Below are 16,635 nucleotides of genomic sequence, written 5' to 3'. Positions count from 1 at the left end.
TAGATAGTCATCTACCCCCGTTTTTATAAATATGTCACCTTAATCAGTTACTCGCTTTTAGAATCAGATCCAGAGTTTTTCCTTTTTAGTAGTTCCTCTATTTCGAAATCCTCTATTTTCTTTACATTGGTCAATAAAAACTGATCATCAACAAAATGTCCCATCTCATTACATTCTTTTATTGCATTTTCAATACAAATGTGTCCATCCTGATTCAAACCACAGAGAAGAAACATCTTCAGATAATTGGTTTTAATTTCAATGTTTTCAACTTCTATATTATGGGTTTTAAATGCAAATTGTAATTCTCTCAAGAGAGTTTCTTTTTGAAAATCATTAAAATCCGAACGGTCAGAAGATGCTATTACCGAAAAATAACGCAATTTGCCTTGTTTTCCACCTAATCCGGTAGACACGAAAAACTGTTTCTCACCTGACAAATCGGCATCCAGTAATATTTTACTTTCGGCTAATGCCATAGCCGACCAATTGGCCAATTCGGGTTCAAGAGGACTGCTATGATATGTTTCGATCGCTCTATAAGCGGAAACATCAACAATTCCAGCTAATGCCGATAGGTAATAGCGCCTGTCTTCGATATCAATTTCAGGGGTAAAAAGCTTTGCGATTAAATAATTGCGATCAAGCCCTGTATTTTCCTTATTCGATTGTACATATTTCGAATATTCAAAGTATTTCATTTGTTCTTCCACCGGAACAATCTCATTCAGCAGGTGCATATTAGCTTTTAATTCACCCGATGAATCTCTCAACTGATTAAGCATTTTTTCAAATTCTTTCATAAACTAATTTCATTAGGTGATTATACTTTAGTGATAAATAGTATCAAAAACTGTACCATCTATTATCGATATCTTTTATAACAAATATTCTCGAATAAAAGATGTCACGCAGTGTCTAATTATATAAAAATTATTCCATAAGGTAATAAACAATAGATAAATATAGCATATTTGATTTCAAAATCATATATAAATAAAGAAAAAGCTGATATTTATTTGAATATATAAAATTACCTATTAGTCCTTAAAAACACGTTCTTATTTAAAATTATTATAAATAGTAAAGAATATTGTCAGCAAAAATAAGCATCTTTGTAATCTCTAAAATAATGTGAAGACATGTTTCTATCTGACCTCAAAACCGGGGAGATTGGTGTTATTGTAAAAGTAAATGGCAGTGGTGCTTTCCGTAAGCGAATTCTGGAAATGGGATTTATCAAAGGAAAAGCAATAAAAGTCATCCTTAATGCTCCTCTCAAAGATCCGATTAAGTATAAAATAATGGACTATGAGGTTTCGCTAAGAAGAAGCGAAGCTAAATTGATCGAAGTAATATATCCTAAAGATAAAGTAGAAAAAAAATCTCTTGTTGAAGAAAAATATTCATTCGAAAATAATTACGATTGCGAAGAGTGCGTTCTTAAAAAAGCTCCTAACGGAACAAAACAAATAACTATAGCACTGGTTGGAAACCCAAATGCAGGAAAAACTTCATTGTTTAATATTGCATCGGGATCTCATGAGCATGTGGGTAATTATGGAGGTGTAACGGTTGACTCTAAAGAGGGAAACTTCAAGCACAATGGATATCAGATCAAAATTGTAGATTTACCGGGAACTTATTCTATTTCAGCATATACCCCTGAAGAATTGTATGTCCGAAAGTTTCTAATTGAAGAAAAGCCCGATGTTGTTATCAATGTTATTGCAGCTTCTAATTTGGAACGTAATTTATATCTGACTACTGAACTGATAGATATGGAAGTTCCGATGGTTATAGATTTAAATATGTATGACGAACTTCGCGAAAGTGGAAGCGAATTTGATCATATTAAGTTGTCTAAACTCTTAGGTATTCCGATTGTTCCAACTGTTTGCCGATCAGGAATGGGTATCCCTGATCTGTTTGATGCCGTAATTCGGGTATATGAAAACAAAGAGCCTGTAGTACGTCGCATCAAGATATATTATGGACATACTATCGAGAATGCTATTAGCAAAACGAATATCTTATTAGACAAAGAAAAAGGCATAGATCGTATATTTCCTACACGATATTTATCGATTAAATTATTGGAGAAGGATGTTGAAATAACTAAATATATAAAACATGCCTATCAAACTGCTGATCAGATATTACAAGCAACTTCTCAAGAAGTAAAAAATATCGAGAGCACTCTTCAGGAAGATACCGAATCGGCTATAACTAACGCCCGTTATGGTTTTGTAGCGGGAGGGTTGAAAGAAACATTCAAAGAGAAGTTGAAAGAATCGGATGCTACCCGTGTTATTGATGCCATTGTCACTAATAAATACTTGGGATTTCCGCTTTTCTTTATATTTATGTGGGTCATGTTTGAATGCACATTCCGCTTGGGTGATTATCCTATGGGATGGATTGAATCTGCTGTAGAATGGTTAGGTAATATTATTCGGGGATATATGCCCGATGGTATACTTAAAGATTTGATTGTAGATGGTATCATAGGTGGAGTTGGTGGTGTTATTGTATTCTTACCTAACATTGTTATCCTATATGCTTTCATTTCATTTATGGAAGATTCCGGTTATATGTCTCGTGCAGCATTTATCATGGATAAGGTTATGCATAAAATGGGATTACATGGTAAATCTTTTATTCCTCTGATTATGGGATTCGGTTGTAATGTGCCTGCGATATTGGCTACACGTACAATTGAAAGCCGTAATAGTCGGATGATCACCATGCTTATCAACCCGTTTATGTCATGTAGTGCTCGTTTGCCCGTGTATTTACTTTTTGTCGGTGTATTTTTCCAATCTCATGCAGGTTTAGCTCTATTTAGCCTGTATATAATAGGAATACTTCTGGCTGTAATATCAGCACGATTATTCAAACGCTTTTTATTTGCGGGCGAAGATGCTCCTTTTGTTATGGAATTACCACCCTATCGTATGCCCACCATCAAATCGGTCTGCAGACACATGTGGGATAAATCTAGACAATATCTTCGTAAAATGGGAGGTGTTATTCTGATCGCTTCAATTATTATCTGGTTTTTGGGATATTTCCCTCAGAATAATATTGAAAATCAACAGATAGATTCTCAAATAGGACAAATAGAAGAAAACTATACGAATGGGTTGATAAGTGAAGAAGTAAAGACTGAACAAATAGATGAGCAAGAAGCATTAAAGATGACAGATCATACAGAGTATTCTTATATCGGTCGTCTCGGTAAATTTATTGAGCCTGTTATGAGACCTTTGGGCTTTGACTGGAAAATTGGCGTAAGTCTTCTTACGGGAAGTGCTGCGAAAGAAGTTGTTGTTAGTACCTTGGCTGTTTTATATACCGGAAATGCAGATGAAGATCAATCATCTCTACAAGAACGTTTATTAAGTAGTACAAATCCCGATGGTACTCCCACATTTACACCTTTAGTGGTAGTCAGTTTATTATTATTTATTTTGATATACTTCCCATGTATTGCAACTATAGCAGCCATTAAGGAAGAATCCGGATCGTGGAAATGGGGACTTTTCAGCATAGTATATACTACCCTGCTAGCTTGGCTCATATCCTTTTCGGTATTTCAAATCGGAAGTTTATTTTTTTGAAAATGTTGAACCTTGTATAATAACTATCTGTTTTATATATAGAAGATAGAATTATAGAATAAAGTTATGAATTATGATACAAGAAATAATTGTGGCAATAATAGGACTAACAGTTGCAGGAACTGTTGGTTATAAAATGTATACTTTTTTCTTTGTGAAAGAGAAGTCGGGAGGACCATGCGGATGTTCGAGTTGTCATTGTAATGTTTCTAAGAAAATTAAATAACTCGTGTAAAACTTGCATATTTCGAGAATATATTCTATTTTTGAATTAGCAATTAAGAACAAATAGAAGAAGAGTCTTCTTTAAAATATTGAGTCGTACTGGTCGATTGGGAAACTCATCAATTACATACGAATTCCGAGACAAGCTTCTCTATTCTAATGGCGGGTCACATCCTTCGGGATTGCTTAGGCGCAGTGAATTACAAAGGGATGGAGGCACTCAAATCCTGTTTAACGGAGTTTCGTCTTTATCCATCGGTACGGCTCTCTCATACTAAAAGGTAGATCATTTAAATATGGTCTGCCTTTTCTAGTAAAAATAAAGAGACTTCAATCATTTATTTTTAAAAATAAACACCGCACAGATGAACATTAGCATCCGAAAAACCACCGAAAAAGATATACCTGTATTATTTAATATGATTAAGGAATTTGCTACTTACTTGGGCAAATCAGAAAAAGTGAAAATAAGTATCGATGATTTAACAAGAGATAAGGAAAGTTATCATTGCTATCTTGCCGAAAATGAAAAAGGAGAAGCAATCGGATACGCATTGTATTGCTATACATATCACACATGGTCAGGGAAAGCGATTTATCTGGATGATCTATATGTAAAAGAGAAATATAGACGCTTTTCAGTGGGTACAATGCTGGCATGTGCATTAATCGATTTGGCTCGGCAAACTAATTGCAAGTCGCTTCAATGGCAGGTTTTAGATTGGAATAAGGAAGCCATCGCATTTTATAAGAAGCTTGGAGCAACTGTAGGTGATGATAATCTGAATTGCAATTATGAAATTAGATAACCATAAAGTCTAGAAAAAATGGGTGATCCTTCAATACAGACCTATATTTCCCTGTTGAGAGGCATTAATGTGGGTGGACATCGAAAAGTCAAGATGGAGGAATTAAAAACTTTATATGAAGGACTTCAATTTCAAAATGTCCGTACCTATATCCAAAGTGGAAATATCGTATTCCAGACTTCTTTCAATAATTGTAAGTATTTATCAGACGTAATATCCGGAGAACTAAATAAGCAATTTGGTTTTCCCGTTCCTGTAATTGTGAAGAGCATTACAGAGTTCCAATATATATATGAAAATAATCCATTTCTAAAGCAGAATATGGATACTCAAAAACTATATACTATCTTCTTATCGGATGATCCTGACCAATATGTGATTGATCAAATAGCAAAAAAATCGGAAGAAGATATATTCGTTCTTTATAAATCAACTATATATCTGTTTTGTTCCAATGGGTATGGTAAAACGAAGCTTACAAATACTTTTTTCGAAAACAACCTGAAAGTCGTAGCTACTACACGAGGATGGGCTTCTGTCTCTAAAATCTACCAAATAGCTCAGAAACTGAGCTGACCTATAATTTTATATTGCGTAATCTAGTTGAACTTTATCTTTCTTCTGAAGAACACTGTTTATCTCCTTTATTAAATCTTCAGTTGTAGTAATATTAGTATTTATTGCTATACTATTATTGTTGTATGGTTGATATTTATTTATATCTGTAACCGAAAACAATCCTACAGTTGTTATCTTAACAGAACTGGCTAGATGCATAATACCACTATCGGCTGCAATAAACAATTCTGTATTTGCTATTAAAGCCCCCATTTCACGAATGTCTTTACTATAATATGAGGTTGCTTTAAAACCTATTTGAGAAACATTTTCAATAGGTAAAACTTCCAGTATATTATATGTCTCTTCATATTCATTTTTTATTTTTTCATAAGTGTCTGCCCACCAATTTTCAGAATAACATTTATCTCCGGTTGCAAAGGTATACAAGCAAATAGTTTTCTTTTTACTGCTAACAATAGCATCTAAAATCTCTTTACCTTTAATTATTTCAGCAGTGTTAAGCTTGAGATCTAATGATGGCAAAGGCTTATCAATAATAGGTAACCCTAACTGATTTAAATATTTTCGAAGGTTATAGACTGGGAATTTGGCGATATGTACATAGTCTTCATATTGGGCTTGAAGCTCTTCATCTACATCATTGAAAAATTTAAACCGGGCATTTGTAAACTTAGTGGAAAGCCTCCCCGAAGAAGAGTTTCTATCTACATTGATCACCATATCATAGTGATGTTTTCTCAATGAAATCCAAACTTTTATATAGTTAGCAAGCTCCTTAAATGGTTTTCTAGGTAATTTGATAATACGATCTATATTCTCATAATTTTCAAATATAATAGGAGCTAGATTCCCTCTTACAAACAAATCAATTTTACAATTTGGGAAAATTTCAAAAATATCTTTTACTAGTGGTGTTATTAATAGCTGATTTCCAAGTCGATTATTCGGTCTGCAAATTAGAACATTTTTAATTGTATCATCATTCCATGCAATTTTGTTATTTATATTAGAATTGCCAATGTTTTGGGTTAAACTATGCATTATAGCTCGTCTGATGTTATTAATCTTCTGTCCTAGATTCATTGATGATAATTTACTTGTTGAAACACATTTGATGTAAAAAAGTTCACAAAGCAATATTGCATTATGGTTAAGTATTATTTTGATACTCTAAAGAAATGTCAATACAGATATTTTATTCTGTCTGAGATTATCACATTTTATAAGAACAAAATGATCTTTTGTTCTTATATCAGATATAATATAATACTTTTGCAAAAGTAAACATTAATTATTTATCAATCTAATATTATGAGTGAAGCTAAACGAATTGATGTCGCAGATGTTTTGCGCGGTTTTGCTGTAATGGGAATATTTCTTATTCATACCATTGAACATTTTAATTTTTATTCTTTCCCTGAAGTAGATAACGAATGGCTTAAATTTACAGATAAAGCTATTTGGGATTCGGTTTTCTTTATCTTTTCGGGTAAAGCATATGGTATCTTTGCCCTCTTATTTGGGTTTAGTTTCTTCATTCAGGATAATAACCGACTTGAAAAAGGTTCTGATTTCAGACCTCGTTTTGCCTGGAGATTAATACTTCTGTTTATTTGGGGGAATATAAATGCAATGTTTTTTACCGGCGAAATATTGGTATTCTTTTCGATAATGGGATTTGTTTTACTCTTTGTTTGTCGGTTATCAACAAAAACAGTTTTCATAATTGCAACTATTCTAATGCTGCAACCCTTCGAATGGTATAAACTCGTTTATGCATTACTTAATCCCGATTATATTGCAGGAGAAAGTTTAGTGTCTTATTATTTTGGAGAGGCATATAAAGTACAAATGAACGGAACCTTTCTGGAAACAGTCAAAATGAATCTAAAAGAAGGGCAGCTAGCCAATTTTTCATATGCATGGGAATATGGTCGTGTTTTTCAAACAGCTTCGCTATTCATGTTTGGAATGCTGGTTGGGCGTACCAAACTATTCTTAAATACAGAAGAAAACCTCCGGTTTTGGAAAAAAGCTTTAGTTATATCCATTCTATGTTTCTTTCCTTTAAGTGGGCTGGCAAACCTATTACCACAATTTATAGAGAATGAACCGGTACTTAAGTCTCTGAAAATAATACTTAATCCTTTAGCCAACCTTATGTTTATGATTTTTATGATTTCGCTTATCATAAATCTATATTATACTACTGATTTTCATAAGATATTAGGAAAGCTGGCTCCATATGGTAAAATGAGTTTAACTGCTTATGTGACTCAATCGATGATTGGTTCGTTCTTATTTTATAATTGGGGATTAGGCTTGCATGATAAATTATGTATCACATACTCATTTTTACTCGGAGTTGTCTTATTCTTAATTCAATATAGCTTTGCTTGCTGGTGGATGAAACGCCATAAGCACGGTCCTTTGGAATATATCTGGAGAAAAGCAACTTGGATTGGAGCAAAAAAAGATTAAAGTCTACTATTTGCAGGAGTTACTCTGTCCCCATCTTCTTTATATTGGGTAATAATCCTGCAATCAATCCGATAAGAGGCATAAATGCTGCTATATGATAAATATACTCAATACCATGTTTATCTGCCATATTACCAAAAATGGCAGATGAAATTCCTGCTATACCAAAAGCTAGTCCAAAGAATAATCCTCCGATTAGACCTTCTTTTCCGGGGAGAAGTTCTTGGGCGTAAACAAGTATAGCTGAAAAAGCAGAAGACAATACCAAACCTATTATAACACTCAGAATACAAGTCCACATTAAATCAGCATATGGCATTATAAGAGCAAAGGGAGCAGCACCAAGTATTGAAAACCAAATGACATACTTACGACCAAAGCGATCCCCTATCGGACCACCTAAAACAGTTCCGGCAGCAACTGCAAATAAAAAAATAAATAGGTATACTTGAGAGTCACGAATACTGACTCCGAATTTTTCAATTAAATAAAATGTATAAAAACTAGTCAAGCTTGACATGTATACATATTTGGAAAAAATAAGAAGTAATAAAATAATAAGGGTAAATACTACTTTCTGAGTAAGAACAGGTTTTGATTTTACTTCCTTTGTTTTTTCAAGAGTAACGGATTTTGCTCTGATATAAAGTAAGCGATGTTTATACCATTTACTTATATATAACATAACCCCGATAGCAACTAAAGCTACAATTGAAAACCAGGCTATGTTTTTTTGTCCATACGGTGCAATTAACAGTGCAGCTAATAAAGGACCTAAAGAACCCCCAAAATTGCCGCCTACCTGAAAAATAGATTGTGCTAAGCCTCGTTTTCCACCGGATGCCATATGTGCCAGCCGACTTGCTTCAGGGTGGAATATAGATGATCCAATACCTGCAAAGAATACAGCAAATAATACATGGCTGAATTCGGAAGCAAAAGCCAAAGCGAAAATTCCGATTAAGCTAAATGTCATTCCGATAGGAAGAGAGTATGGTTGTGGTTTTTTATCGGTATATGCTCCAATAATAGGTTGAAATATGGATGCAGCCATCTGATATACCAACGTAATAATGCCAATCTGACTAAAATTCAGTGCAAGTGACTCCTTAATCATAGGATATACAGCTTGTACTAAATTTTGTAGTGTGTCATTAAACATATGAGAAACACCCAGTAAAATCAAAATTGAAAATACCGATCCCTTTTCGTTACCTTTCATTGCCGAGATTATTTAAATCTGAAATAATATTTAAGCGTGCAAAGGTAAGACATATATAATAATGAATAATACAAAAGTTGGACGAATCTTATAGGGAAGAAAAAGAGTATGAACCTCTTTTAGACAAAAATGTCCCCCGATTTATATTGGGAGACATTTCTATTAAAGCTTAAATACCAATCTGTGTCTTTATAAATTCTTCAGCTTCATTTTGAGTCTTAAAAAAAAGAATACCGCAACATTCAGCAGGGAATTTATCTATAGAAATTGACTGTTCTTCTGAAGATGAGCTATTTTTAATGGAAACTTTTCCATATCCATTTTTCACTTCTTTCACATTCGCTTTTACGATAATTAATTTTTGAGGATCAACGCTAAATAAAATATCCCCTTCTTTTATCTTTTTGGGATCATTTGTCTTCATAGCAAAATTGTATAAGTTAGAAATCTATTACCTGTAGTTTAATTAAAAAACAGTATACGAAGACAAAATGTTTAATAATAAGCTTTTATTTAACAAATAATAAAGATTGTCATTAACTGATTGACTTTCTTATAATAAGGAATCTTAAATTTCTGATAAATATTTATTACCTTAGGCTGATAAATTGTTTATTGAGTATCTCTTTAAGCATCGGTTTATTCAAAATTACACATGAATTATGAGATTATTAAGTTTTTTTAGAAGAAAAAGTAACGAGGTCGAAACACAAACAGAAAACAAAGAAAGTGAAAAAACAGTTCTCCTGGCAATGCCCATTTTTATAAACGGAGGTTCTCTTAAATTAAACAAAGTGGTAGATAACCTTAGAAGTTTTTGGGGACTTAGTGTTATTAATATCGAGGGAGATAATGATGCTGCATCTTTTGATATTGATGGGGTAATGGTTGCTCTTGGCAATATGCCTATTCCCATTCCCAAAGAAGAGCTGGATGAAGTGATTCCCTATGCTTACACTTGGGTTAATGCTTCAAAAGAACTCGAAAAGCAAACAGGACATGCTATAGTATCAATTTTGGGAGGAAACAAAACTCCTGTAGAGCGTTTTACTATTTTGAGTAAATTGTTATGTTCAATTTTGATAACTTGTGAAAATTGTATTGCTATCTATCAGGGAAATGAGACTCTATTATTACATAAAGATCATTATTTGGCAGCTGTAGATGATTTAAAAATGAACAGAATACCTGTACCTGCATGGATATATATTGGAATGAGACAAACACCTTTGGGAATTGATGCATATACCTATGGTATGTTTAATTTCAATAAAAATGAAATTGAGATTATTGGGTCTCCACTTGATGCAAATCGCTTGTATCGAATGATTTTAAATATCAGTTCACATATAATAGGCAAAGATGCTAAATTTCAGGATGGTGAAATTTATAACCTTTCGGAAAGTATAAAACTATATGTTTCTCTATCTAAAGGAATTCATGTAGATGGATTGAGTACAAAGTTTGCGTTATAAATTATAAGCTTATATTTTCTATATGATCAGATTTTGATTTATCTTTATTCTATTACTTCGATTATCAAGGTTTCTTGATATAATCCTCTTATAAAAGTAATGAAAGTATGAAATCTTAACTTTAAATTCTAAAACAATAAATTAATGATGCGACAATTATTTTGTATTATTCTTGGTTTATGTATGTGTGCAAATTTGACATTTGCTCAGAATAAATCTTTATCTCTTGATCCTCAAAAAGCAGAATGGTTCAAGGATGCAAAGTTTGGAATGTTTATCCACTGGGGACTTTATTCGATGCTCGAAGGCAGTTATAAAAATAGGACATTACCGGACAGCACCTTAGAAAACGGAAACACCTGGTATGCAGAATGGATTCAGATGCGATTAGAAGTTCCGAGTAATGAATATAAAACGCTTGCCAAGACTTTTAATCCTGTCAACTTTGATGCTGATGCATGGATTTCAGAAGCTAAGAATGCTGGAATGCGCTATTTTGTAATAACTTCAAAACATCACGATGGTTTTGCGTTATGGGATACCAAAGTTTCTGATTTTAAAGTGACTAATACTCCTTTCAAAAGAGATATTTTAGCCGAATTGGTAGCCGCTTGCAAAAAATATGGAATTAAGTACGGTTTTTACTATTCACATTGGCAAGACTGGGAATACCCGGGTGGAGGTATGCCAAACTGGATGCCGATGGTTCCCGATGATCAGTTTGAAAAATATTGGCAAGAGAAATCTTTACCACAAGTAAAAGAATTATTGGTCAATTTTGATCCCGATTTATTATGGTTCGATACGTGGGACTGGCCAACTCATATAACCGATAAACGTCGTGATGAACTCATTGCTCTTGTGCGTGAAAACAGCTCAAAATGCTTGATAAACGGACGTATATCTTATTTAAATCCGGGAGATAATATTGATTTTCTTGAAATGCACGACAATCAGTATCCTGATAAAATGTTAGATAAACCTTGGCAAACCCCTGCAACGATGGTACATTCATGGGGATGGCATGCCAAGGACTATGCGTGGAAGCCATCTTCTGAAATGTTGGGTTATTTAGTGAATAATGTATCAAAAGGAGGTAACTACCTTTTAAATATAGGTCCTAAACCCGATGGTACATTCCCTAAGGCAGCTACTCGTCGATTGAGAGAAATGGGTGCATGGATGATTCCTAATCAAGAATCTATATATGGAACAAAACCTGTAAAGGTAGAGACTTCTGTCGGAGTATATCTGGCTCAGAAATCAGAGAATAGCAAACATTATTTGTATATAAGTTTGACTAACGCTACAGATAAAGTTCATTTACCTTTTGATGTTTCTACCATTAAAAATTGTGCTGTATTAGAATCTAATATGCCGATTTCGTTTTCCAAAGAAAATGACGGAGTAACTTTCAATATACCTCAAAGTTTATTTAAAGATTGTTCTGTACAAGTATTAAAAGCAGAAGTATCTAAAGAATTATAATAACACATTCTATAAAATAAAAGGCTGTTCGAAGTATTTCGAACAGCCTTTTATTTTATAGACTTACTATGCTTATTCTGATTCTCGCTTGAGTTCGAGACTTTCCAATTGAGGTACTTGAGATAAATCGAATGGAGTTTCTTGGTATAAGAAATAATTAATCCAATTATTAAATAACAGATTCCCATGCCCCGTCCAACGTGAAATGGGCTTTAAATCAGGGTTGTCCTGCCTGTAATAATGTTTTGGAATATTTATCGGTAAATTCTTTTCCAAATCTCTTATATACTCATTATGAAGAGTATAAAGTGAATATTCCGAATGACCTGTTACGTAAAACTCTCGTCCGCCACGTCCAACAACAATATAGATTCCGGCTTCATCCGACTCAGCTAATATCTTCAGATCGGGATGTTTTTCAATATCCTCCCTATGTATTTCTGTGTGACGGCTATGAGGAGCATAAAACTCATCATCAAACCCCCTGAATAAAGGGAAACTTCTATCGTTTATGGTATGCTTAAATACACCGAATATCTTTTCGTCCATAAGATATTTAGGCACTCCATAAAAGTTATACAATGCTGCCTGTGCAGCCCAGCATATATAGAAAGTAGATGTCACGTGATTACGTGCCCAATTAAAGACAGCAGAAACTTCCGGCCAATAGTTAACCTCTTCAAATTCCATCAGTTCAACAGGAGCACCAGTTACTATAAGACCATCGTAATTACTTTGACTAACCTCACTAAATTCCTTATAAAACGTTTCCATATGCTCTATAGGTGTATTTTTAGATTGATGAGTCGAGAGTTTCAGAAAATCAACCTCTATTTGCAATGGAGTATTCGACAACAGGCGAACCAAGTCTGTTTCTGCAGCTATTTTGATAGGCATCAGATTAAGTATAAGTACCTTTAAAGGACGTATATCTTGCTCTTTGGCTCTAAGCTGAGTCATGACAAATATATTCTCTTTCTTAAGAATTTCTATTGCAGGTAAGTTATCTGGTAGTGTTACGGGCATATCCTATTTGGTCTTTTAGTCAATTGAAACAATAAAGATATAAAAAGGTATCAAATATAACTATACTTTTACATTCCATGCTGGTTTTAACGCCAGCACTTTACTGTGAATTGGGCAATTAAGGTCATGGGCACCTGCTAAATATCCAGTACTCATCAAGAACTCATTAACTATTTCACCACCGGTGAACTTAAACGTTTTCTTGAATATTTTCACCCATTCTTCCTTTGTTTTAGGATGATACGCATCTATCCAGTTTTTAAAGGAACCAAATTCATTCTGTAATTCTACAATAACTTTAGCATTATGTATTGCAGCATTAATCTTCAATTTGTTTCTTATGATTCCCGTATCATTAAGTAGCCGTTCTATATCCTTATCACTATAATTCGCTACGGTTTTTATATCAAAATAGCTATATGCCTCTCTAAAATTATTCTGTTTTTTCAGAATCGTAAGCCAACTTAATCCGGCTTGATTAATCTCGAGAACTAACCTTTCGAAAAGTTCATTATCATCAATGATCGGAAAGCCATAATGATTATCGTGGTAATCTTTATTCGGATTATTATCTTCTTTTGATAGATTATTTACAAATTCGCAATAAGTCATATTCTGAGATTTATTGTATTATGAATTATTTATATTACTAAATGTAGCCTTTTACATTACTTTCTTAATCGAACATAATCGACCCTATGGTCTTCACTCTTATGTAAGATAAGACTTGCACGTTCACGTGTGGGAAGTATATTTTTCCTCAGATTTTTTCGGTTTATTTCTCTCCAAATACTTTTGGCCATATTGATAGCATTGGCATCTGTAAGTTGGGTAAAACTGTAAAAATATGATTTTGGATCAGTAAATGCTCCGTTTCTGAATTTCATAAATCGAGATACATACCACTGTTCAAGCATATCTTCTTCGGCATCTACGTAAATCGAAAAATTCAGATAGTCAGACACGAAAACTCTGGGTTTGCTTTTGGGATAATCCATTCCGCTTTGCAAAACATTTAACCCTTCTATTATCAAAATATCAGGTTGTTTAATTATCTCATACTCATCGGGGATAACATCATAGATAAGATGTGAGTATTTGGGTGCTTTGACTTCCGGTTTTCCTGACTTAACATCACTTACAAATTGAAGTAAGCGATGTATATCATATGATTGGGGGAAACCTTTTTTCAACATCAATCCTTTTTCCTCGAGAATAGCATTAGGATATAAAAAACCATCAGTCGTAATAAGTGCAACTTTTGAGTTTTCTTTCCAGCGGCTTATTAATGCTTCGAGCACACGGGCTGTAGTACTCTTCCCAACAGAGACACTTCCTGCGACACCTATAATAAATGGAATTTTCAATGCCTTTTCATTCAGAAATTCCATCATGGCAGCTTGCCTGCTTTTTGTTGCATTTACATAATAACTCAACAATCGGGTCAAAGGCAGGTATATATCCTGAACTTCCTCCATCGATAGTTCTTCATTTATACCTTTTAATTCTTCCAGTTCTTCTTGGGTAAGAGTCATTGGTTCCGATTGTCTTAGAGCAGCCCACTTGTCGCGATTAAACAGCATATAAGGGCTCTGAGAAGAAATATCCATTTATTATTGTCTCAGGTTTCGATACTAATTTTACAAACTATCTATTGCTATATTTCTCAGGACTAATTAATAGTGCTTACCAAAGCAATAAAAAGGTCTAAGACCTTATTGCGGACAAAAGTACAAAATTTATTTACGAGACTAACAAAAAAGAAATAAAGGTCTCTCGATTTAGTCGAAAATAGAACTAGGTAGAAATAAAATGCTATTATAAGAATCCAATATTTAGTATCTTTGTCGTTTCATAAATACGAATCAATTGATAAACGCTCGAAAAATAGAATTACTTGCTCCTGCCAAAAACTTGGAATGTGGAATTGAGGCTATTAACCATGGTGCTGATGCTGTATACATCGGTGCACCTAAGTTTAGTGCACGTGCCAATGCAGGAAATACTTTAGAGGATATAGAGGCTTTAGCTAAGTATGCACATCAATTTAAAGCACGGGTTTATGTTGCTTTAAATACTATTATAAAAGATGATGAATTGGCTGAAACGGAAAAGCTGATTTGGGAATTATACAATGCTAAAGTTGATGCTCTGATTATACAGGATATGGGTATTATGATGCTCAACCTCCCTCCTATTCCTTTGCATGCGAGTACTCAAAATGATAACAGAACTGCTGAAAAAGCTAAATTTCTGGAACAAGCCGGTTTTTCTCAGATTGTATTAGCCCGTGAATTGACAATGTCTGAAATTAAGGAAATTGCATCAGAAATATCTACCCCTCTGGAAGCATTTGTACATGGAGCCCTGTGCGTATGTTATAGTGGACAATGTTATTTGAGTGAAGCGATATCAAACCGAAGTGCCAATAGGGGTTCGTGTGCACAATTTTGCCGTTTGCCTTATACTCTTACGGATAATGAGGGAAAGAGTGTCGTACAAAAGAAGCATTTGCTCTCAATGAAAGATCTGAATTTATCGGATCATCTTGAAGAAATGATAGATGCCGGAGTCAGCTCTCTTAAGATTGAAGGGCGGTTAAAAGATTTGTCGTATGTGAAAAATGTAGTAACCTATTATAGACAGAAATTAGATGAAATATTAGCTCATCGCAAACAATATATACGAGCTTCTACAGGGAAAAGTACTTATACATTTACTCCTAATCTCGAAAAAAGTTTCAACAGAGGATATACCGAGTACTTTTTTAATGGTCGGACTCCCGATATGTGGTCTATAGATTCTCCAAAATCGATAGGTGAACCTATTGGTAAAATAAAAGAAGTGTTTGATCGTTTTTTTACTTTATCAGGAACGAAACAGCTTAATAATGGAGATGGTCTTTGTTTTTTGAATGATGCGAAAGAATTACAAGGCTTACGAGTTAATAAGATCGAAGGAGAGAAGGTTTTTCCGGCTGAAAGTCATTTGTCTTTGAGAAAAGGCACTTTCGTTTATAGAAACTATGATCACGAATTTGAGAAAGTCTTGAATAAAAAATCGGCAGACCGTAAAATTAATGCTGATATAGTTCTTTCAGAAACGAAGGATGGATTTAAACTGACTATAGAAGACGAAGATGGTATTGAGACTTCTTTAGACATCAATTATAATAAAGAACTAGCCCAAAAAGATCAAACCGAAAATATAAAGAATAACCTGAGTAAAACAGGTAATACTATTTTCAGGGTAACTGATGTCAAAATAAGATTAACTGATAATTGGTTTATTCCTGCTTCTGTAATTTCGGAATGGAGACGAAGTTTAACCGATTTGCTTTTAGAAAAACGTTTGGAAGAATATCCACAAGAAGAGGTGATTCATATCCAAACATCTCATTCTTTTCCGACAAAAAAAATTACTTATTTAGGCAATGTCTCGAATGATAAGAGTAAACAATTTTATATACAGCATCAATCTACAATAGAACAAGTTGCTTTCGAAAAGAAAGCTCAGAAAGGTGTACCATTGATGTTTACACGCCATTGTATTAAGCAATCAATGGGATGTTGTCCTAAAGAAACGTCTACTCGCCCACCCTATCAAGAACCATTTCATTTATTATACAATGCAACCAAATTGAGGCTTGAGTTTGATTGTAAAAATTGTGAGATGAAAGTTTTCAATGATTAATAATGTATCAA

General features: G+C 33.7%; 16 protein-coding genes. 9 read left to right on the top strand and 7 right to left on the bottom strand.

The genetic code is table 11. From position 1 onward, the window contains the following. Nucleotides 1-47: 47 nt before the first annotated feature. Complete coding sequence (locus tag G7050_RS15485) at nt 48-803, bottom strand: hypothetical protein (RefSeq protein WP_166117075.1); 756 nt, start codon at nt 801-803, stop codon at nt 48-50. Between the two features lie 339 nt (nt 804-1,142). Between G7050_RS15485 and feoB the strand changes: the two genes are divergently transcribed. From feoB to G7050_RS15460, 5 genes are all read left to right on the top strand, one after another. Next, nucleotides 1,143-3,623 (top strand): ferrous iron transport protein B, encoded by a 2,481-nt coding sequence (gene feoB, locus G7050_RS15480; RefSeq protein ID WP_166117073.1) that lies wholly within the window; start codon nt 1,143-1,145, stop codon nt 3,621-3,623. A gap of 73 nt (nt 3,624-3,696) precedes the next feature. Then, the gene (locus G7050_RS15475; protein WP_166117071.1) at nt 3,697-3,849 is read left to right on the top strand and encodes a hypothetical protein; all 153 of its coding nucleotides are present in this window, start codon (nt 3,697-3,699) and stop codon (nt 3,847-3,849) included. Between the two features lie 88 nt (nt 3,850-3,937). Beyond that, the gene (locus G7050_RS15470; protein ID WP_146212723.1) at nt 3,938-4,126 is read left to right on the top strand and encodes a hypothetical protein; all 189 of its coding nucleotides are present in this window, start codon (nt 3,938-3,940) and stop codon (nt 4,124-4,126) included. Nucleotides 4,127-4,213: 87 nt separating this feature from the next. Next, a complete protein-coding gene (locus tag G7050_RS15465; protein WP_166117069.1) occupies nt 4,214-4,657 on the top strand; it encodes a GNAT family N-acetyltransferase in 444 nt (147 codons plus the stop codon). A gap of 18 nt (nt 4,658-4,675) precedes the next feature. Next, nucleotides 4,676-5,233: a DUF1697 domain-containing protein gene (locus tag G7050_RS15460; RefSeq protein WP_166117067.1), complete on the top strand. Its 558-nt coding sequence runs from the start codon at nt 4,676-4,678 to the stop codon at nt 5,231-5,233. 9 nt (nt 5,234-5,242) lie between these two features. Here the strand turns inward: G7050_RS15460 and G7050_RS15455 are convergent, their stop codons facing one another. After that, the gene (locus tag G7050_RS15455; RefSeq protein ID WP_166117065.1) at nt 5,243-6,322 is read right to left on the bottom strand and encodes a glycosyltransferase family 9 protein; all 1,080 of its coding nucleotides are present in this window, start codon (nt 6,320-6,322) and stop codon (nt 5,243-5,245) included. Between the two features lie 228 nt (nt 6,323-6,550). On the opposite strand from G7050_RS15455, the gene G7050_RS15450 reads away from it, so the two are divergent. After that, the gene (locus G7050_RS15450) at nt 6,551-7,720 is read left to right on the top strand and encodes a DUF418 domain-containing protein (RefSeq protein ID WP_166117063.1); all 1,170 of its coding nucleotides are present in this window, start codon (nt 6,551-6,553) and stop codon (nt 7,718-7,720) included. 19 nt (nt 7,721-7,739) lie between these two features. Here the strand turns inward: G7050_RS15450 and G7050_RS15445 are convergent, their stop codons facing one another. Together G7050_RS15445 and G7050_RS15440 are read right to left on the bottom strand one after the other, a co-directional pair. After that, nucleotides 7,740-8,942, bottom strand: a complete 1,203-nt coding sequence (locus G7050_RS15445; RefSeq protein WP_166117061.1) for an MFS transporter — start codon at nt 8,940-8,942, stop codon at nt 7,740-7,742. A 169-nt stretch (nt 8,943-9,111) separates the two neighbouring features. Further along, nucleotides 9,112-9,366 carry a hypothetical protein gene (locus G7050_RS15440; RefSeq protein ID WP_166117059.1) on the bottom strand — a complete coding sequence of 85 codons (255 nt, stop codon included), beginning with the start codon at nt 9,364-9,366 and terminating at the stop codon, nt 9,112-9,114. 238 nt (nt 9,367-9,604) lie between these two features. On the opposite strand from G7050_RS15440, the gene G7050_RS15435 reads away from it, so the two are divergent. Next, nucleotides 9,605-10,417, top strand: a complete 813-nt coding sequence (locus G7050_RS15435) for a DUF4261 domain-containing protein (RefSeq protein WP_166117057.1) — start codon at nt 9,605-9,607, stop codon at nt 10,415-10,417. Between the two features lie 144 nt (nt 10,418-10,561). Next, nucleotides 10,562-11,905, top strand: coding sequence for an alpha-L-fucosidase (locus G7050_RS15430; RefSeq protein WP_255499179.1), 1,344 nt, complete (start codon nt 10,562-10,564; stop codon nt 11,903-11,905). 72 nt (nt 11,906-11,977) lie between these two features. On the opposite strand, the gene metA is transcribed toward G7050_RS15430, so the two are convergent. The 3 genes from metA to coaA are packed head-to-tail and all read right to left on the bottom strand — an operon-like array spanning nt 11,978 to nt 14,541. Then, nucleotides 11,978-12,931: a homoserine O-succinyltransferase gene (gene metA / locus G7050_RS15425; RefSeq protein WP_166117055.1), complete on the bottom strand. Its 954-nt coding sequence runs from the start codon at nt 12,929-12,931 to the stop codon at nt 11,978-11,980. 60 nt (nt 12,932-12,991) lie between these two features. Beyond that, nucleotides 12,992-13,543 (bottom strand): DNA-3-methyladenine glycosylase I, encoded by a 552-nt coding sequence (locus tag G7050_RS15420; RefSeq protein WP_166117053.1) that lies wholly within the window; start codon nt 13,541-13,543, stop codon nt 12,992-12,994. 56 nt (nt 13,544-13,599) lie between these two features. Then, on the bottom strand, nt 13,600-14,541 hold the full coding sequence (coaA, locus tag G7050_RS15415) for a type I pantothenate kinase (protein WP_166117051.1): 942 nt from the start codon (nt 14,539-14,541) through the stop codon (nt 13,600-13,602). A gap of 259 nt (nt 14,542-14,800) precedes the next feature. On the opposite strand from coaA, the gene G7050_RS15410 reads away from it, so the two are divergent. Then, the gene (locus tag G7050_RS15410; RefSeq protein WP_166117049.1) at nt 14,801-16,624 is read left to right on the top strand and encodes a U32 family peptidase; all 1,824 of its coding nucleotides are present in this window, start codon (nt 14,801-14,803) and stop codon (nt 16,622-16,624) included. Nucleotides 16,625-16,635 lie beyond the last annotated feature (11 nt).

The sequence above is a fragment of the Dysgonomonas sp. HDW5A genome (assembly GCF_011299555.1).
In the GTDB taxonomy this organism is placed as follows: Bacteria; Bacteroidota; Bacteroidia; order Bacteroidales; family Dysgonomonadaceae; genus Dysgonomonas_A.
This window is presented reverse-complemented; position numbering and strand designations above follow the sequence as displayed.